Below are 21,819 nucleotides of genomic sequence, written 5' to 3' on the forward strand. Positions count from 1 at the left end.
CTGTCAAGGAAGGTGTCAAAGCCCTCGCCGCCTGTGATCGTGTCATTGTCAGAGCCGCCATCAATCCGGTCGTCAAAGGGCGAACCGACAATCGTATCGCTGCCGTCATCGCCATTCAGCTCAAGCGCGACGGTGTTCTGCGTGAGCCCCTTGGCATCTATGGTGTCACCGGATGCGCCAGCGTTAATGATCAGCCTGTCACCGGCGGCACGGCGGAAATCGTTCAACACGATCGCGATCGCGGTATTCGACCCGTTCCACTTTACGTCGACCTTGATGTCGCTTGCATCCACGGTGTCTTGCAGCAGCGTAAAGGTGTCTACGCCGGCGGTGCCGTTGATGATGACGGTGTCGGCGTTGTTGTCTGTGGTCCCTTCGCGCGACCCCGGACGGTCGGCTGGCGCGTCACGGAAACCCGGACCCTCGACCGCCAGATCGTCTTCGATGATCAGACGGTTCACACCCTGGCCCGAGATATCGTCGACGATGACCGTATCACTGCCGCCAAGCAGCTGAACCTGAACCGTGCCCGTGCCACCGCGGATATCCACGCCGCGCGTATTGTCGCCGTTACGGATCACAACCGATCCTTTGCTGAGGCGGGCAGTGTCAGCACGCGCCGAACCGGTCACAAATACGGTATCCTCGGTGCCCGTCCCGTTGACCGTCAGAATGCCGGAAGCTGCCAACGTACGGAAGATCAGGTCGGCACCCGTGCCACCATCGATCGTATCCGAGCCTTCGCCGCCATCAATTTCGTCTGCGCCGGACCCGCCGTTGATGGTGTCGCTACCCGCACCGCCAAACACGATGTCATTGCCCGCGCCCGCCAGGATTGTCGCGGCACCCGCCCCCAGCTGCTGGATAAAGTCATCCCCGCCGCGTGCGTTGATATAGATCGCATTGGCGCTGCTTGAAATGATGCGGTCGCCAAGCAGGCTCGCGGTTTCGCCGTCCGCCAATGCGCGTGTAACATCGGTGCCGTACACCTCGGATCCGGCGGCAGCAAAGCGCCCGATGGTGATCTGATCGCCAAAGTCGCTCGCGCCGTCTGTCTTGTTGATGATCGCTTTGCCCGACCCTTGGTAATCAACCAGATCAATGCCGTTGCCACCATCAAACACCAGATCGGCCTCGACGCCTTCGCGGACCAGAATGACGTCGCTGCCTTCGCCGCCATAGCCGATGATCCGGTCAACACCGGTGAAGACCTGTTCGCGACCCGAATAGATCAGCTTGATCGTGCCGGGTGCAATTTGTTCGATGATATAGGTTTCGTCCGTTGCACCAGCACCGATGCCGCGATCCCCATTGCCGGCGCCCATATTCAAGGTCAGGTCGCCGCCGTTTTGATCCGCGAGCTTGATGGGTTCGGGCAGTTCCAGATAACCGATGGTAAAGTTCAGGTTCAGCCTGATCCGGACGAACAGGATCTTGACACTTGCATTTGCCTTGACGTTGATCGGCACACGCCCGCCGCGCTCGACATTCTCGATCTTGGCACCAAAGCCGATGCTGGCCCCGCCCCAATTGATGCCCAGACCGTACAGGCTGACCGACGCACTACCAGAGAAACCGATTGCCAAATTGCTTGGCGGCCCGTTGGCCGGACGGTTCAGATAATCGTAATAGATGTTAAAGTGGAACGACCCTTCCATTCCGAAGCTGCGGCTGCCCAGCAACACGCCGCCGTTCAGGGTGACGTTAAACGTCCCATCGCTGCGGAAAACGCCATTTGCCGACATCGTCGCGATGCCGAAGAAATTGATATTGGCGTTAAAGTTAACGGTCCATGCCTCGTTCACGACGATGACACTGAAGGCCGCGTTGAACTTGATGGTTTTGAGGAACTGAACGTCACCACTCAGCGCGAGGCTGAAGCTATTGGCTTTGAGGGTAAAGCTGCCAATCCGGCGTTCCTGATTGGTGGTGTTCAGCGTCAGCCTGCCGCTTGCGTTGATATCGATGATCCGCGCGACATTTGCATCAATCGACACGGAAAGACCAAGCGCGATGCCGGTGATCTGCACACCGGTATAATACAGCCCCGCCGCACCCGCCGCGCGTACATTCAGCCCGCCAAGGCCAAAGACGACATCAAAGCTGATTTCGGTCCGGTTGCTTAGGATTGCAATGGTGGTCTTGCCGCTTGCCGTGGCGAAATTGGCGAAGGTGACGCTGCCACTGATGACAAGTTTGACGCCTGATCCGACACTGCGGTCTGCGCCGTCAACTTGGATGACCCGTGCCGATGAGAAGGTGTTCAGTTCGAATATTGCGCGGCCGTTAAAGATCAGCACATTCGGGATGCCGGCATTGGTAATCTGGATCGATCCATAAAGGATCATGCCGCCGTCCGAGATGACGATCTTGCCGACCAGATCGAGGTCATCCAGAACGCCAATCAACCGCGCCTTGACGGCGATCTCAGCGCTGACTTCTGTCCCGTTGTTCCTGATCTCGAAGGTAAAGGCCCCTTCAAGCTCGACGATCGGGTCAATCTTCAACACCGCTTCGATATAGAGCGACAGCCCGTTTTTGAGAACGATGATGCCCTTTTTGTTGCCGCTGATATCCGTGATCGGCAGGTTGGTATCCGGATCAAGAACCAGCGACAGATAATGCGCGCTTGTGGGAATCTTCGCGACTTCATCTGCATTCAGGAAGGTTTCGAAGTTTTCTGTGGCGGTGAATGTATTGATCTCGAGACTCAGCGTTGCATCCGCTTCGATATTTACGCCGGGGATCGCAAGGCCGCTATCAAGCGTAAGCAGTGCACGCCCGACTACACCGCTTTCGCCCGCTGGCGAAATCCGGATTTCCAGATCAAGCAGACCGCTCACCACGCCGATATATTTGATCGATCCGCTGACATTGCCTGTCAGACGGGTGGTGTTCACTGTCTCACCGTTGATTTCAGACTGGCTGTTGGCTAGTTGCAGCGATCCGGTCAGTGTCACGGCATTGAACAGCGTCACCGAACCCTCGAGCATTGCGATAAAGTAATACTCGGTCGGGCCCGTTTGCCCCGGTGCGTCGCCACCAATGACGATCTTGGCTGGTGCACCGGCAGGCAGCAGCGGCAGGAAGCTGGTCGGAACAATAAACTCTTGATCGACGCCCGTGGTGTTGAAGACCAGCGAGATGGTGACGTCGAGCAGGAACAGATTGTCTGGGATACCGCCAAAGTCGCCCGTATCCTGGTCACCGTCCGTGCTCTGTGAACCACCGCTACGTTCAAGCGACAAGCTACCCGCGATGCCTGCGCGGCCACCGGCGTCGGCGACCAGATCAACGATGAACAGGCCCTGCGCGCGGCCTTCGATCAAAACCAGGTCGCGGCTTGCGCCAAAGACGGTCGCGCTGGCCGTTGCGAAGATTTCGATCCGTTCCGCCGTGATCGAGAGGTAGAACCCGCCGTTCAGTTCCGCCAGCGGGCTGACGGCAGGGTCTTCGCCCGGCACCGTCAAGGTGATGCTGCCCTGGATCTTAAAGGCGAACGATCCGGCGAGCAGATCAAACGATTGCTCTTCCGAGGAAAGGATCAGCTCGGTCCCGTTCTGATCGGCGAAATAGGTCTTGCCCGCGCTGGTGATGCGCCATTGATTTACATCGCCGGCCAGCTTCTTGGTGAGCGCGACAGTCGCATTTTCAGCCAGCGTCACGCCGCGGTTTGCCACGGCAAAGGCAGTGCGCAGGCCCTGGCTTACCGCGCGTTCGGCAAACAGAGGCTCGGATGTGGACAGGCCAAGGCTGTTGATATTGCTCTGCCCCGAGATCTCAGTGCCAAGCTGGTCGCCCGCGATACCTTCGAGCGCGATTGTTTCGACACGATCCTGATTTGACAGGTTGATCTGCAATACGGCGCTTGCGTCGATATGCAGACCCATCGGGTTCAGCGCGGCAAAGTTGGTCTGGACCGCCGCCACACCCCAGAACTGCGGCACGCCGGTGTTGCCGCCGTCTTCGATGGTGAACGACCCTGCAATCGACCCGACATTGCCCAGCTTGATGATCTTGGCCGTGCCCGAGAACTTGAGCGAGAAGCGGAAGACATCGCCGCGGTCAGGATCGGCGTAGGTACCGAAGGTCAGGCGCGCCATGCCGCGTTGTTCTAGCAAGGCCTCGCCGTCAAAGCCCGGCGCGTCATAGCGGATGCCACCGGCAATCTCGATAAAGAAGATTTTCGACGTCGATGGCGCACCTGCCTGCGGTGTTGCGCCGTTGGCGACGCGGTCGATGACTTTGAAACTTTCAGTGCTTTGCGCGCCGGTGTTGCCTTCAAGGTCGGACCAGCTGCCCGCTGCGAAAGTGACGATCACGTCGCCCGTCGTGTAGGCACCAGAGGTGTAATAACGGAAGGTGTTGTTGCCCAGCTGTGTGGGTGCGCCTTGCAAGACAGTGACTGATGCGCCGGCCCCGCCGAGGGTAAATTCATTGCCGGTCAGCAACTGCGTATTGAGTGCGAAATTCGGGTTCAGAACGGTATCGCCAAGCGTCGCAAACTGGACGTCGATATATCCGTTTGTCTCTGCGCTCGTGACACTAAGCGTCTGCGTCTGCTGGGTCTCGATCGCGGCACCGGCGTATGTCCATGCGGTGGCGTTATAGGTCAGGGTGACAAACTCACCCGCAGAAATCGGGTTGGTCGTTGTTGCGCCGGACAATGTCAGTTCAATTAGGCCCGGACGAAGTGGTTCTGCTAGAGATGCCCCGGCAGGGGGTGCGCGGGCGTATTGCCCAGTGACGTTGAGCGTTGAACCATCGGCGCGCGTGATCACATAGGCTCCGCTGGCGATCCCTGCTGCAATGCTGGCACGATCAAGCAGCTCTGTCGTGCCGAGCTGCAGGCTCAGATAGAAGGCGGCGGGCGTCGTGCCCTGCTCGATCTGCAGCTCGACACTGTTGCTGTCGGTGACCGCGTCGACCGTATTCCCGCTGGCATCCAGCCAATTGAAGCTGCCGCTGATAAATTCAACCGTCACGTTGTCCGCTGTGGCGTCCCCACGGAAGCTGCCCAGATACCAGACACGGAAGATCGCGTCGGATCCGTCCATCCCCAGATAAAGCGGTGCCTGCGACGTATCCGCGACTATCGTGCCGTTGGTGGTGCCAAAAATCACCTCGGCATCCAGATCGGTGACCGATGCCAGATCGATGGCAAATGCGTACGACGGCATCGCAAAGCGCACGTCGATATAGCCGCGGTTGTTCAGGTCTTCGACCCCGATCACACCGCCATCAACAGGATCAGCGATCGCACCCGACAGTTGCAGCACGCGGAAGCTTTCGACTGACCCTTCGCCCGCGTGCGCCCCCGAGCTATAGCTGCCCGCCTGTACCGCCACGCGAACCTCGCCAGCGTTTAGGCTACCGCCAAGAAAATAACGGACCGTCAGACCATCGCCGATGCGCATCGCGTCAATGACGTTCACGTTGACGGGGGATGCGTCCGGACCAGTCGAGACGCTAATTTCGTCCCCCAATGTGCCAAAGTCGATGGCGTCGCCGAAGGTCGGGGTAAAGCGGACATCAACCCAAGGCGTATCCAGCGTCAGCGTGTCAAAAGATACGGTGCCGGTCGTTATCACTGCCACACCGTCGTTGCGCAAGACCGTGGCTTCTTCGACGCCATCGGCGTTCACAAAGCCCGCGATCCGTTCAATGGTGGTGCCCGCTGTGAATGTCCCCGTGGTCCAATAACGGAAGCGATAATTCTCGGTGATCGTATCGGGATCAACGGGGTTGCCAGCAGCATCGAAAGCAGGATCAGGGTTCAGCCATTCCGGGGCCTGCATATCATCAAAGGTGATCTGAACATTCTGCCCGACAAATACAAATTCGGGCGCAAGATCGGTGATGGACCCGATACGCAAACCTTGTGCAGACCGCGCGAAGCTCAGATCGACATAGCCGCGTCCGTTGATTGCACCGATGCCAATGATCCCATCAGCACCCGGGTTCACGATATCGGCCTGCGCCCCCGCCACCTTAAAGCCCAGCGTCAATGCGCGGTTCTGCGCGCCGACCGCGCCAAAGGTGCTAGCGGCAATTTCCAATGCGGCATCACCGACCGAGAAGCTGCCACTTAGGAAGACACGTGTAATCCCTGCGCCCATATCCATCAGTCCGGTGACAGTAACCCCGACAGCCCCCGCACCCGTCAGGGTGAAACTTGCGACATTCGCGGTAAAGTCTGGCACGGTCTGCCCCGTCGCGGGCGCTACCAGAATATCGATATAGCTGACATCGTCAGTCGCGCCGCCGTTCAGTGACGCGATCGTCAAGGAGCCACCTACGTCAGCCTGATAGGAGACCTGATCCTGCTTGAACGTCAGGGTGACCGCAGCGGAAGTTGCCGCGGCATCGGTGGGCACGATGGCATAGCGATACTGAACCGCGGTCGCCGTACCCGACCCATCATCCTGACGCACAGTCGGCGTATTTCCTGCCAGTGCCCCGCCCGTGATCACCGCAAATTCGGGTGCTGCATCCAGCAAGGACGCCGGATCAAAGCTGTAGCCGGTGGGTGCGGCCCCAAAGATAGTGGTCAGCGACAGCGGGTTCGTGACCCCGGCGACCGCGTCAGTCTCGCCAATCTCGAGAACGCCGTCGTTCACCGTGCCGTTCACTGTCACATCGCCCGCTGCCTTGACGAAGGACCATGAGCCGTTGATCGCAGTGACCGTGATGTCTGCCGTGACAGCGCCATCTGCGAAATCACCGGTCAACCAATAGCGATAGGTCGGCGTGCCCGTGGCCGATCCCGAGATCAGCGTCGGTGCCTGTGCGCTGTCCAGCGCGATTGACCCGCGGTCATCACCCGAGAGCGTGAATTCTGCCGCCAGATCCGTGATCGACACAAGATCGTAGGCCGCGAACGGCAATGGAACAGCCGGGAAGGTAATGTCGATATAGCTGCGTGCGCCCAAACGGTTGATGTCGATCGACGCACCCTCGCCCGGATTTACCAGTGCCGCAGTGGCGCCTTCGACAACCAGTTCAATTGCAGTCGCCGCGATGGACTGGTTACGGGCTGCGTCGCTAAAGGCATTGTCAACAAAAGTCAGCTCGTAAACACCCGGCGCGTAGGCGAAGCCAGCCTGCGTTACAGTGTACTTGAACTGGGTAATCCCCTGGGAGGTCAGGTATTCTTCGAGTGTTACGCCTTCGGCAGCTAAATCTGCGGGCACGGTCACCGCCGTATAGATGACCTTGCCATTGTCAGGGCTGTTTGCATCGTCGACGAACCCCTGCCGCACAGCCACAGGGCCGCTAACGGCGATATTCGATCCATCAAGGGACAGCGTGAATTCCGCATCCGTGTCAAAGATTGACGCATAATCCAGTGCATTGCCCGAAGGCCCGCGGAACGAGATGATCAGGTCCTGCGATCCGGCGTTCAACGCGTTCACATCCGCCGTGTACCCCGTGTCAGAGGTCCCGAAAGGCCCGACCAGTTTGGCCGTCGGGTTCACGATGCTAAAGCTTTGCGTGACGGTCTGAATGTTTGGCGTGCCATCGCGCGTCCAGCCATCCGCATTGAATTCAACCGTGTAGGTCCCCGTCGCCAGCGTGGTGTCGGCAAAGAAGAAGCGCACGATATCGTCACCAACAATCACGCGGGCGTTGTTTTTGGTCGCAGCTGTAAAGGATTTGAGCGCAACGATAGCGTTGTTCTGGTCGCGCACCGTAAAGGGTGCCACGTTATTGTTCACAATGGCGCGAAGGTCATCCAAGGTCAGTTCGGCACCTATCTCGGGGATAAAGCGGATATCGATCCAAGGGCCGGAAACCACGCTCGCTGTTCCCGTATCCGACGTCTCTTCGTCTGCAACACCACTGTACAGCACTTCGCCGGTCTGTTCGTTCAGATAGCTCCAGCCTTGATTAACGTAGGTATAGCTGATGTCGCTCGTCGCGGTGCCGATCACCCAGAAACGATAGGTCGTGCCGCCCAGATGGACAGGTGCCAGCGTATCGTCCAGCGCAACACCGCTACCGTCCGCGAGGATAAGCTCAGGTGACAGATCCAGGACGCTGGCGGAATTCAGGATAACACCTGTCGCATTTGTCGGCAGGGCATCCAACGTCACATCGATATAGCCCCCGCTATTGATCGCCGACTGACCCAACTCGGTGCCCGCACCCGGCCCGGCCAGTTCCTGTGTCGGGCTGGCGGCACGGTCCTGAACGATCGCAATCGCGACATCATCCCCCATTAGGGTCTGGAAACCAAAGCGCAGGCTGCCCTCTATCGTGATCAGATCAATCTGGTCTGGGATTTTTGCAAGAAACAGGATCGTCGCCTCGCCCGACGCGATCTTGCTTAGGTTCGCATAAAGACGCGCCGACAGAGACAGGTTGTCTGCCGCAAAATTCAGCTGCCCAATCACAAGGATCTTGCCATCCGTGGAGATCTTGATCGTGACCTGACCGTTGAAGGTCAGCTCTGATGTGTAAATCGAATACAGCTTTGCACTGCCGGTGATCACCATGGGTGCCTGGAAGGCCGCTGCAAAACCGCTTTGCGACGGGTTCGCCTGAACCAAACGGTATTGCGTCAGAACCTGACCGCGCACCATGTCCAGCCAACCGTCAATGCTGACATTGGCTGGCAGTTGGAAGGCAGGTCCGGTCAATTCGCCCGGCGTGGTGATGTCCGGCAAGCTGGTGAAGAAATCAACGCCGCCGGTAAAGTTGTTGATGGTCAGGCCTGAAATCGGCTCCAGCAGGATACCGCCCGGAATTTGCGCCGTCACAAGCACCCCAAGCGGGCCAAGTTCGCTGAGCGCAAAGCGGATGGTGAAGCCCGACAAACCCGCAAAGGAATACCCTGCCTCTACCCCGATAAAGAAGACGCGGTCGGCCACCACCGTATCGGTATCAAGCACGCCAATCTCGTTGCCATTGGCATCCACCTTGATAATGCCGCCAATCAACGAGCCCTCAATCTGGCCACCAAAGACATTGCCCGAAATAGAGACCCCGAGCGATTCAATCCCGATTATTGGGTTATCACCCGCAATCAATGCGCCCACGTCGATCTGGATGCCTCTGACCGTGCCTTCGAATTTCAGGCCGGGGTTGCCTTGCAGGCCGGTGATGGTCGCTGACAAGGTCAGCACGAATTCTTCAGGTGCCGCCTGAATATCTGCCCATTGAACGCCGATCTCGGTGATGCGGATCGGTAGCCATGCGGGCCATTTGAACGTCGCACCTGTCGCCGACCCGACGCCGATGAAGACGCCAAAGCCACGCTTGGTCACAAACGATCCGTCGCCAAGGAAGGCGAACTGACGCGCCTCACCGACCAGCGTCACAGAGCCGACAGTCAGCTCGGCCCCGATGGCGGCAAAGCTGATCAGCTCTTCGTCGGCGGCAGCGCCGGTATCAAGGTTCAGATCCTGACCCGTCAGAACAAGGTTCGGCCCCAATGTGATGCGGAAAGTATCCATGCGCCAGATAAAGCCGTCGACCACGCCATTGGTGAAGGTCAGACCAAGGCGGATCGCTTCGGTATCCGGTGCGCCAACTGTATCGGTCAGCTCTGGTCCCACACGGTCGCGGATGTCTGCAGAAATTGCCTTGCCCGGCGCGAACTTTGCCCCGCCCGAAGCAAAGAAGATCGACCCGTTGAAGGTCACGGCCTGACCGAACACGACGCTAAAGTCCGTGACCCCAATGCGCAGATCATCAAATTCAAGCAGGCTGCCAAACCGGATCGGGCCGGTTTGGTCGTCGGTGCGCGTCGCCGCAGCCGCGTTCGGGTTGGCGGACAACCCGCCATAAATCAGCTGCGCCGTCTTCAGGCTGAACCCGTTTTCATAGACGATCAAACCGGGCGTCGTGGCATTGCCTGTAATCAGGCCCGTCAGACCGAAACTTGGGAAAGTGACGCGCACGGTGCCAATCTGGACCAGCTTTTGGCCGGCACCGTCAAGCGTGTTCAACAGATCCTTTGACGCGTCATAATCGGGGTCATAGCCGATTTTGATGTTGAACGCCTCAAAGGTCAGAACTTCTGGCACGGTCCCGATCAAGCTGTCCGCCGTCACTTCCCACTTGCCTGTGAAACCGATGTCCGGCTCCCCGCCAGTCACCGTCGCCAGCACATCAATGCCAACGTCGAACTTGACCAGCAGGCCATTGATCACAACGCTTGTGCCACCCGTATTAGACGCTGTCCCGCCCTGCGCAGTAGTACTGCCAAAGGCAAGCGCCGCGCGATCAGCACCGATGGCAATCGTCAAGACCAGACGGCCATCTTTGAACGCCAGCTTGTCCAGACCGACAGATGGCGATTCAATCGTGACCGGGCCGATGTTGAAGGATAGGCCGCTGGTCTGTGCCTCGGGAATATTGGCAACCGTAAAGACCGACGAATACTGAACCCGAAGCGGATCGGCTGCAGTGCCCGCATTTGCAGCGTTGTTTACGGTGCGATCCGTCAGCGTCACACCATCGACAGCGCCAAACAGAACAGTTGTCGGTGTCAGACCCGTGCGGTCTTGCTCATACGACCAGGTGCCAGCAATAAAGTCGACCTTTACGTCGCCGACACTAAACGCCGCATTCGACCGTGTATTCGCAGCTGCCCCAACGGGGCTGGCCGGAACACCCACGACAGGAGCCGGGGGCTTGGCCGCAATGAAATAGCGCCATGTTGTCGCTGACACCCGCGCCACGCCAATGACACCGCCCACATTGGCAGCCCCCTCGACCGCCGAAATTCGGATCTCATTGCCGTCGATTGTGTCTAGGTTCAAGCGCTGTCCAACGGTCGTGCGGAAGGTCACGTCGATATATCCGGCAGCGTTCAGTTGCATCGCATCGACAGTCGCCCCCGAGAACGGTTTAGCGAGCGCGATCGACGCGGCCTGCGCCGCGGCTAGGCGGGCCAGTTCGAACTCTGCCGCGCCAAAGCCATCGCCAAGAGCCCGCAAAACGCTGAACCTTTCGATCTCTCGTGCACCCAGTGAATTGGCGCTGTCCTTCCAGGAATTCGCAAGGAATTCGACCTCGTAGGTGATCGGGGTGTTGGTGGGGATGCTGTCAGGTTTGCTCAGAATTTCGTAGCGGAAGGTCGGTTTGGCCGTGCCCTCGACCCGCGTGGCCGCGCCGGACACTTCGATATTAAAGGTCGTGCCAGACTGGTTCACCGCACGGATAATGAATTCCTGCTCGGCATCGGTGATAGAGCTATCGACTATACCATCAGGGTGATCGGCCGTGCTGAGGTAGTTATTGTTGTTATAAATAACGTCGATATAGGTCAGTTCGTCCAAACGCACGATCTGGTTCTGCAACGGTGAGGCCAGATCTGCGCTGAGCTGGACCAGATCGCGAGGCCGCGAGTTGACGACGCCAGTCTGGGCGTTGATCGTATAGCTGGTCAGACGGATATCGGACAGCTGGAACCCGTTGCCGCCGCCAAAGCTGAACCGCGCTGCCCCCCCCAGACCAATAGCGCGATCAGCATCACCTTCGGGGTTGACCGTGATCCGCGTATCCGGCGCAAATACCTCGATCACGCCAAGTGGGGTGCGGGTGAATTGCACAGCATCCGATGTAATGACCACGACATCCTCAGCCGAGGTTGCACCGATCCCGATGGTCAGCTTTTGGTCGCCTGTGCCGCCCATGACCATTTCCATCGTACCGGATACGAACTTGACCGAGAGGCTCGGCAGCACGTCATCGGAATCCAGTCGTGGAATATCCAGAACCTGCGTGGGTTCAATGGTCTGGCCAGAGTTGTTGATCCAAACCTCGACGGATCCTTGAATGCGCAGCCCGTCAATACCGACAACAGAGGCATCTCCCTTGGCATAAATCGCAAAGGTCCGCAGGCCGCTTGTCACGAATTCCAGCACAACAAGCTGGGTATTGGTGATCAGCAGACCCACATCATCATCAGTGCTTTGGAGGTCGGCACCTTTGTCCCCAAGGAAAATGCTGATGTTGCGTGCCGAAATCCCGCTGCTGACGCCTGCCGCGACAAAGCTGGCATAGTCAGCGATGTTCAGCGTGTTCACCGACCCCGAGATAGTCAGATAGGGGTCATAGGTCAGGGTCAAATCCGCAACGCCAAGCTGAATGAAGTACGGCGTAGTTGCCGTGGCGGCTTGGGCCGCGCTAAAGGTCAGCCGGTAGAGGGCATCGCCGATATCGACACTTTGATCGATGGTCCGCGCTGTGGTGTTAAAGCGCAGAATGCCCGTGGCTTCGGCAGCGAAATCACCGGCACCGCCCTGCGCAGTCAGTTCGATCTGTCCCGCAAGGCCGTTCTGTGTCGGGTCGGTTTCGCCAGCATAATAAAGGATCACGCCCTTAGCGTCGGTCAGCCCGTAAACGTCGGGGTTGGCCGCGTCAGAATTCGGATCGGTATAGGTGCCTGTCACACCGCTAAAGACAAAGATCGTACGTTTCTTGACATTATCTGGGTCGGTCACATCCGAAAAACTAGCGAGCGAAATCGCGCCACTAAACTCAAGCTCGGGTCGGTCGGACGCTGCAATCGTGCCGGATGCGTTATCCAGATCTACCCTCAGGCGCAGGTCCTCGCCCGTGATGCGGATGAACTTGCCCGCAGGCAGATCAAGGCTGCGTGTGGTCTGCACGACCCCATTCTCGTCGGTGTAGGGCGCGACCTTGAACTCTTCTTTGACCGCGACGGTCGCGGTATTCAGCTCTAGCCGGAAGGTCGGTGCATCAAAAGCGAATGTAGTGCGCCCATCAGTGAACGACTTGGCAGGCAGCGTCACATCGATATTTGCGGTCAGACCCGCAGGGGTGATCAGGATCAACGCGTTGCCGGTCACGGAAAAATCGATGCTGCCCAGGCTGGCGGTCACATTGGTAGCGGAAATCTTGGTGACGATAGACCCGTTTTGCAGCGTGGTCCGTTCAAAGCTGATATCAGCCAGAAGGGCGAAGTCTGCATCGGCGGCGCTGGACGGGGTGACACCGTTTGTGTTGATCAGCAGCGAAAGACCGGTGCCGGCGGTGCTGCCGATAGCCTCGAAACCAATAATGGTCTCTTTGAAGCTCTGTTCTTTGAAGACGTAAAGGAAATCTGGTTCAATTATCTCAGAGGTCGTGGCTCCCGGTGACAGGCCGGTAACCTCGGTAAAGTCGAAGGCAGCTGGCAGGGCCGTCTGTGGCGTGCCAGCCGGCGCGCCGGCGCGGCCTTGGTTGACCTTGATCTTGACGTTGGTCGACGAAAGCGCGACGCCACCAACGCCCACAAGATTGACGCCAGCAACCTGGGCATAAAGCGCGGTGTACCGGTCGCCGTTCAGGCTGGCGACATACTGACCGGTCGCGGTGCTCAGCTCTACCTGTGACAGCAGCGCGAGATCAAAGGAAATTCCCTGCACCGAGACGCCAACCGCGCTACCGGCGTCGGCCGGAACCGAAGACGTGCGGTTCGGAATATCTAGCTCGAAGTACGGCCCGCCTACACCAACAAAGGCATTGATGTTGCTGCCGCTGATCTGCGTCACCGCAAATTTCTTGGCTGTCGGATCAGTGGTGGCTGCGACCACCATCCCTTTCGAGAAAGTCACATTGCCAGACAGGAAGACATACTGGTCAATGGTGATGACGGCAAAGCCTGTCACCTCAAGGATTTCGGCTGCCATCGACAGCGTCACATCATTGGCAGCATCAAGTCCGGTGGGTACAATCAGGTTATTGGCATCAAAGTTGATCGTCCGCCCGATATTGGCCGCGTTATATTTTACTTCAAAGTCATAGGCCGCAAGCGTCAGCCCATCGATGCCCACCAACTGCACGTCTCCGCCGGCGTTCAGCGCGGTGTAGGCCCCTGCCGTTGGCGCGCCTAAGGCAACCGGCAGACCCGTTGCCGCATCAACCGACTGCAACAGCGCCAGCACCACAAACCCGTTCGAGATACTCAATCCGACCAGATCCGTCTGCGCATCGAAGGCCTTGGTTAAATCATAGCCCGTGCCGACAAAGATGTTCACATCCCGCGCACCGACAGTCAGCGCCGAAACCGTTCGCTCCGCGCCATCTGATAGCACCACATCCAGCAGGGCGTCGCCTTTGCGGAATGCAAACTCGCCCGAGATAAAGACGTATTCCTCTACCCCCAGTACAAGCGATCCGCGCACTTCGATTGCCGTTTCGATCAGATCGTCAAAAGTGATTGCGGTGTTATCACCAACGGTGACATTCCAGATGTCCGTATCACTGAAATCAAGTGTGCTGTAGGTGGGCAATGTCGTGTCGATGCCGTTTACCGCAACATTCAGCGTCCCGCTGAGCTCAAGCCCCTCGACCCCCAGCAGCGCGGCGTCACCGCTCGCCTTGATCGCATACCAAGAGCGCAATGGCGTTGTCGCTGCTGGACCTGTCGGGCTTTCCTTGACCAGCAAAACGCCAAGGCTGTTCACATTTAGCGTTACGCCGGTGACGTTGCTGGCAGGGTCCACGCCAGTCACGCGACCGGTCCCTGCATCCGTCAGATAGTCGGGCACCCCGTTGCCGGCAAAAACCGCGACATTGGCAAGGCCAAGGCGCAGCACAGATGTGTTAAAGGTCGTGGCATCATCCAGCGTCCGCGCGGCGACATTCAGCTCGGATACAAGCGATGCTTCACCGCGGGCATAGATGAAATCATTGATGATGATTGTTGCATCGGCATAAAGCGCAACGCCGTCGCGGGTCATGTCGAGAACGGTATCTGTATCAGGTGCCACAAACCCGTTAACATTCGTGGCCGAAAGCACGTCGTAAGTGGCGGCATCAATGGCTACCTGTGTCGTCCATTCGGTGGAATCGAGGTTTACGGCTTGGCTCCAGTCAAGAACGCTCAGCGGGGTCAGGCTGCCTTTGATCGCGGCAGTGTTCAGTTCAAGCGTAGCATTGTTCAGCGTCGCGTCGATCACCTCTACCCCTTCGAGGGTCGCGGTATCGATGTTTGCCTTCAGACCAAAGTAACCGCGTGCATCAAGAACAGGGTCAGACGAGGTAATGCTCGCGAACACCAGCTCGGCACTGGCCACCGATACACCCGGTCCATCGCGGATACCGATGGTCAGCCCCGGATCGGCTTGGGTGCCAACGACACCAAGATTGATACGGGTCAGCAAGGCGTTATCCATGTCGGCGGCCAGATCAAAGTTCTGATCGCTGTTTACATCGACATCAACGATGTCCTGCGCAAACGAGAATGTTGCCTGCGCCGCAATGAAGTCGAAGGCGCTGAAAGAGACCGACCCCGTGACCAGTGTCTTGTCCGCGGTCTCGTTGAAACGGGCCGCTAGCGGTGCATCCGAGGTACCATAGTTAAAGAGCACACCATCGCCCGACACCTGATCCGGCACAATGACGGACGTCCAGCTAAAGCCGGGGTCAGCCACATCAAGCGGCACATGGGTATAGTAGTCCAGTGTCAGGCTGTTGATGTTGAAATCAATCCCCTCTGGCAGGTTGGTGATGGTCGCATCACCTAGGCTGGCCGTGATCGCGGTAGCACTTGGGATCGTGGTGACCGTCGCCGTGGGTACTGCATCCGGCACCGCCGAAAGTAGGGCGACCGCGACATGTCCGTTCCCGACCGAAATCCCGACACCGCCCGGCTGCCCGATGAACATCGGATCCGTCAAGGTCAGGCCCAGCATCAACAGCGTCGCATCCTCGAGCGCCGCGTCCGTATCCAGCTGCGCTTCTACGCCAGAGATAACCTGCAGATCGAACCGCGCCCCCAGATCGACAAACCCGAAGGCATCTAGCGTCAACGTGCCCGCGACTTTCAGATCGGTGCCCGCATCAAACACATCCGGCACGGCCGTGAACTGCGCGACATTTACCCAGTCAAGCTTGGTCCCGTCAGTGAGAGCCCCACCCGGCAGTGCCGTCACGCTCGCCTTGTTAAAGATGACCTCGATATCCGTCACCGCGATGTCGAAGCCTTCGGGTAGGCCGCGCGGTGAGACTTCGCTTGCTGTCGCATAGAGACCGGTCCAACTGCGAACGGATGTGGCACCGACGCCAGCAGCCTCGTTCACCACGTAAAGATTAAGTGCCGCGTTGGTGACGGCAAAGCCTGTCCCCTGATCTGAAATGCCAATCACAGCGCCATCCGCCAGATCACCGTCGCGGGTAAAGGCACCGCCATCGCCGATGAACAGATAGGCATTGGACAGGTTGAATTGGATCAACTGCGCCTGTGCAACTGTGATGCCCGCGCCGTCGGTTACGTTCGATACAGTCTGGATTGTGCCCGAGAAACCCGCTGCGACAAGAACGTTGTCTTGAATGTTCAGCTCGATCTCTCCGCCGAAGGAAAGGTCAAGCGTCGCATCAATCGTGCCGATCCGCGTGCCGTCAAAGTCGCTAATGGCCGACCAGTCCAGTTTGGTCGATACCATCGCCGCATCTGTCGCCGCACCATTAAAGCGGAACGTAACGTTGCGCGCAATCGCGGTGACCCCATCGATGCCACGCAAGTCAGCCTTGCCAATCTCGCCTGCGACGGCAAGCCAGCTCAGGGGCGCTGTGGCTGTGGCAGGTTCGCTGATAATCGCCAGCTCAAAGTTGGCATTCTGCACGGCCAGGCCGGTGCCGCCGTCTTCCAGACCTGTCGCACGCTGGGTTGTACCGTCATAAATCAGTGCACCCCCTGCCCCTGCAAACATCGTTGCACCGCTAATCGAGAAGGACAGAACCGACGCATCGGCAATCGTGATACCATTGCCGTCATCAATCGTCTTGGTCTGCGCGTTGAGACCAAAGGCTCCAAACAGCAAAACGTTGTCTTCAATCGCGACTTCGATGGCCCCCGAAACGCTGTAATCAAGATCGGCATTGATCCCGTCTTGCGCATCCGTGATCGACGAGGTCCCAAAGATCGGTGCGTCGGTGGCGCTGAGCGTGGTCCAATCTAGCTTGGTCGCCGTCGCAGCAAGATCAGTCGTTGCGGCTGCGTTCAGACGGATTTCGAGGTCATAGGCCTTAAGGTCAATACCGTCGATCCCGCGAATATCAAGCTGCCCTGCCCCTGCCTTGATCGCAGTCCAGGTCTGTGTCGTGCCAACAATCGTTGGATCAGTCTGACCTTGACTGATCGACAGGAAATCGAGCGACAGATTAGCCGCTGCAAATCCGGTACCGCCCGCCGCAATGCCCGTCACGACACCGCCAACCGTGGTGAAGCTGCCGCCAACGCCGGCAAAAAGATACCCGTTCGCGACGGTAAAGCTGAGCACGTTAACGGTCTCGGACGCGGCCACGTCACCGGGCAGCGCATCAAGTTGTTCAAGCGCAACAATGTCGCCGGTCAACGCCCCAGCGAGCAGAATAGTGCTGTCGATTTCGCCCCGGAATGCACCGCCAAACGAAAAGCCCAGAGTGTTGTCAAAGACGACACCAAGGCTATCATCCACCGCGCCGACTGCCGCGAGCCCCGTCACCGCCGAAAATGCGGTTCCGTCCAGCGTCAGAGCGTTCCAGTTCAGTTTGGTGCTTGATGCTTCGTCTGCAATGTTGGTGCTGAAATAGACGTCTTTGACACTGGCCACGAAACCCTCGGGCAGGCCGACCAGATCGGCTGTGCCCACGCGTGCATCAATCGCGGTCCAACTACGTGCGGCCGCTGCGGCCTCAGTGATGAAGGCAAGTTCGGCCGAAACACCCGTCGCGCTAAAGCCGCTGGCCCCTTCCAGATCATTCAGCGCAATCAAGCCGGTGATCCGCGACGGATCGGCAACACCATATGTAAAGCCACCGCCGACACCCGCAAACAGGGATGCATCATCAATCGAGAAGGTTGTCACATTCGCGGCGAAATCCGACCCGATCCCGCTGGCCGAAACGGTGTAGCTACCCGTCAAAAGCGAGAAGCCGCCGTCGAGGTAGACAAGGCCGTCGCCGTAAAAGATCCGCCCTTGAATGGCAAAGTCCGTGCCACTGTCCAGATCGCCAAGCGCTGTGGCTGCATCGGTATAAGCGATGGTCGACCAATCCAGCTTGGGGGCCGGCTGGCCCGCGTCATCTGTCGCGGCATTGTAGTGCAAGATCACATCAGCCGCCTGCGCCTCGACGTTGCCCAGACCCAGCACCTGCGCGAGATCAAACCCGCCGGTCAGCCCGATATAGGTCACGTCGTCTGTCGTATCGATCACGTCGGCACCGGTATCCACGAGCACGCCCAAGGCAAGGTTCGCATTCTCAACGTAGACGCCGCTGGCATTGCCGCGGTTGATCACAAGGTTGCCTTCGGTATCTTCGGCAAAGACCGCGCTGCCACCGGCAAAGAACGTGGTCTCGGACAGGGTCAGCAAGATCAGATCCCCGTCGATACCCGATACTGGGTCCGTCGGTACATCCATCGCCACCGCCATCGAGAAGGTCGAGGTCAGGTAAACTGCGTTGGAAATTTCAAGCGTCAGCGTGCCGCCGATCTTGAACTGCTCGAGCCCGTTCAGCCCTAGCACCGCATCCGTCAGATCAAGCTGCGGGCCGGTCAGATCGTCGGCCAGGTTTTTCCAGTTCATCACCGTAGGGACGGCACCGGGGTCAACCACCAGATCAACGAACGAGGCAAAGTTGCCGGTGACCAAAAAGTCCCGACCTGCGATGCTAAAATCATCCGGGCCGCCAAGCCCCTGCACCGCAATATTCTCTACCGTGGCGCGGAAGGCGAGCCACGTCTCGAAACCCGGCGCGCCATCAATCGCGGCGCTGTCCAAGTTCCGTGCGATCACTGCCAGCTCGAAACTGACACCCGCGGCATAAAACCCTTCGAATGTTGCCGAGACACCGTTGGGGGCACCATCAATCGGCGTCCGTGTGATCGGTGCCTGCACCAGCGCATTGTTCGCGTCACGGGTAAGGTCGATGATACCGGCTGCAAAGAAGCCATCGCTAAGTTTGAAAGTGACGACCGTCGCGTCCGTCGCTGTAATCGCACCATCATCAATCGTCTGCGTCTTGACGGACAGTTCAACCTGTCCGGCAATTAGAACCGTTTCAGCAATCTCGATCTCGACATCGGCCAGCAGCTCGATCCCGTCAAATGTCAGATCCAGATAGGACGCGCCCGATGGATCCTTCAACGCATCCTGTGTCCAATCCAGCGCCGTGGTGAAATCGGATGCGACATTCAGCTTTACCGACAATTCGCGCGCGATCAGTTTTGTCTCGGCGAGACCAAAGGATTCCGCTGCCGTGGTAAAGCTCAGGCCGGCGTAGATCACCGAAGCCACGTTGGTGTCCGCCTGCGTCTTGAACAGACCAAGCGAGAAATTCAGGTCGGTCGCAAGGATGCCTTCGATATTCGGGCTGCTTGTGTCGAATGAAATATTCGCTGGCGCGACCAACACGCTTGGCAGTTCGATCCCGACGCCGATAAACGCCGACGCATCTTGCAGCTGGAAGACCAGCAGATCGCCAAAGACGGGATTGCCCGATGGCAAGGTTACATCCGCCGTTGTCTTGGTCAGCGTCACGCCACCCGCGACATAGGCGATGTCCGTATAGGTAAAGACACCTTGTGTCCGCTCGGTCTTTTCTTGCACAACCAGCGCGGCTGTCCCGGTGACCGATGCAAATTCGGCCGTCGCCGTTTCGAACGCGGTGCCGGTTGCGCGGATCACGACGGCGTCGCTTGTATCGATCCCGTCGACCACCGCCCCGTCAGACGCAACGTTCAACAATACGTCCGCCTGCCCGATCGACCCTCTGACCGCGTCGGCGTTGATCAGCGTCAGCTGTTCAATCGACGCATCCAGCGATGCCCAGACGTAGTACCCGGCGGAGGAGGCTTGGCGATAGAACCGCAGATCAAAGTCAAATTCCTGCCCCTCTATCCCGGTCGCGACATTTTCTTGGCCATTCGCCATGCGCGTGAAATACGCTTCGCCATCAGAACCGGCAAAGAGCGTCGCGCCGGTGACAGTCATCGTGACCACATCAACATTGGTCAACGTGACCTCTGCCCCGCCGATCACAAAACCCGTCACCGTTTGGTTTTGCACAAAGCTCGACGATACGCTGGCACCGTCCCCCAACGACAGAGTAACAAAATCACCGACAGTAATTTCGTAAACGTTGGTCGCATCCGCCGCTGCGTTCTGTTTGCTGTCGTCAAACCCGTGGGTCAGCAAGCCGCCGGTCGCATAGATGATCGCGTCATTCTCGGTGCCGCCAACCAGCTTGCCGATATTCTGGAACTGGATCGCGCCGGTTTCAGACGTTACCGTACCGGCATTTACCGAAGTGATATCCCAGACGCTGTCGACATCCTGGCCTTCGACAACATACAGGCCGGTATCGGTATCATTCCCGCCGCTCAGCAATCCGATGTTGGAGTAGGTCAAAACGTGGTCGGTCGCGGCACCCGTCGCAAAGCTGAGCGTGCCGCTGTTCAGACCGGCGATCTTGAAAGTGCCCTCTGGCGACAGCCCGCCAAACAATACGTCGGCCCCGACCAGCGCATCAGTGTTGCCCGCCAAACCGATCAGCGTGGTCACCGGGCTGCCGGTTGTCAGAACTTCTTGGGTGAGGGCCGCATCGCTGAACGCCGTGATCCCGCCGCTGGCGGTCATCTGGTAAAAGAGCTGTCCGCTCAGCGCAGCGGGAATGACGCTGATGTCGGTTGGCAGTACCAGCCGTTCGCCCTCGGCGAGGGTATCCCCCATCAAGGCCAATCCGCTGGTATGATCCTGGCCGGCGGCGTGGCCGATCTCGTGCAGCATCACGGTGAGCAGATCGATGCCTTCAGCAGCGGCGTTCCCCTCTGCCTCAAGCGCGTATCCGTTCAAGGTTGTATATTCAGTGTTCGCCTCGGCAGTGGTGTCTATGAACCACCCTGCCCTGGCCGCATCGCCATCAACCGTGATTAGGTTCGCGGCCAGATCATAGCTGGCCAGTACACCTGCCGCGAGATCGCCGATGATGAAATTAAGCCCCGCTGACACCGAACCGCCTGCCGCCGACCACATTACCACCGCACTATCGAATGTCGCTTGGGCTTCTGTTTCAAGGGTGATGGCAGTGACCGCGCCGGTGTTGCCACCCTCTAACATCAGATGATGGATATCCGAGACGCTTTCAGCAGGAGGTGTATGCGCACCCCCTGTTGAAAGAAACTCAGCCGTCCCAATCATGGATGCGGGGGGACCTGTCGGCGAAATACTATCGCGATCGACGGAGGTCGAAACGAAGGTCGACCCAAATGCATAGTCTGCATCTTCACCAGCACTGGTATCCAAGGGCGCGTGGGTCGCGACTTCGCGCTCGGCCTTTTCAACCCACTCTTCTGGCCACGCCATTTCGACTTCAGCCTCGTCGGCTGTTTCGACTTCAGCAGCCTTCGCATCCTGATTTTCAGTTGCGTCTATAACCTCGACGATTGCTGCCAGATTTGACATCGGATCATCCCAGCCCGCCTTGTCAGCGATGCGTGCCATTTCACCCAAAACGGGGTCAGCGGACAAAAGAATCCGCGGTTCCAGCGCTTCGACACGAAATGATTCTTCGCGGTTCAGGCTGTCATCTGTCGGGTCACGCAAAACGCCTTCAGCACCGAATCGAGAAGGCTCAGCGCGCGCGCCGTCCTTTCGAAACAGTTTTGAAAACAATGACCTGACAGACATTTAATGCACCCTGAAGGGGACCTATGAAACGATTGAGATGCTCCAGAAAAAATGGAGCGAAATAGGAAAAAACGCAGAAACAAGAATGATTATTCCCGAGACTAGGCGCAAATCCGCCTTCGAAGCAAACCTTTTGTGACCTAAGGGAACCTTCCCACAGAACCTGCGATAGCACAGGCATGGGCATATA

Annotated in this window: 1 protein-coding gene (cut by a window edge); it reads right to left on the minus strand. The window is 58.3% G+C overall.

Features of this window, described 5'->3' with window-relative positions:
* Window positions 1-21,545: the 5' portion of a calcium-binding protein gene (locus GLP52_RS17040; protein ID WP_237273784.1), read on the minus strand. Its footprint begins 14,206 nt before the window's first position; the window shows 21,545 of its 35,751 coding nt (coding positions 1-21,545); its start codon is at window positions 21,543-21,545; its stop codon lies beyond the left edge, outside the window.
* Window positions 21,546-21,819: the final 274 nt, after the last annotated feature.

The sequence above is a fragment of the Sulfitobacter sp. M22 genome (assembly GCF_021736025.1).
In the GTDB taxonomy this organism is placed as follows: Bacteria; Pseudomonadota; Alphaproteobacteria; order Rhodobacterales; family Rhodobacteraceae; genus Sulfitobacter; species Sulfitobacter litoralis.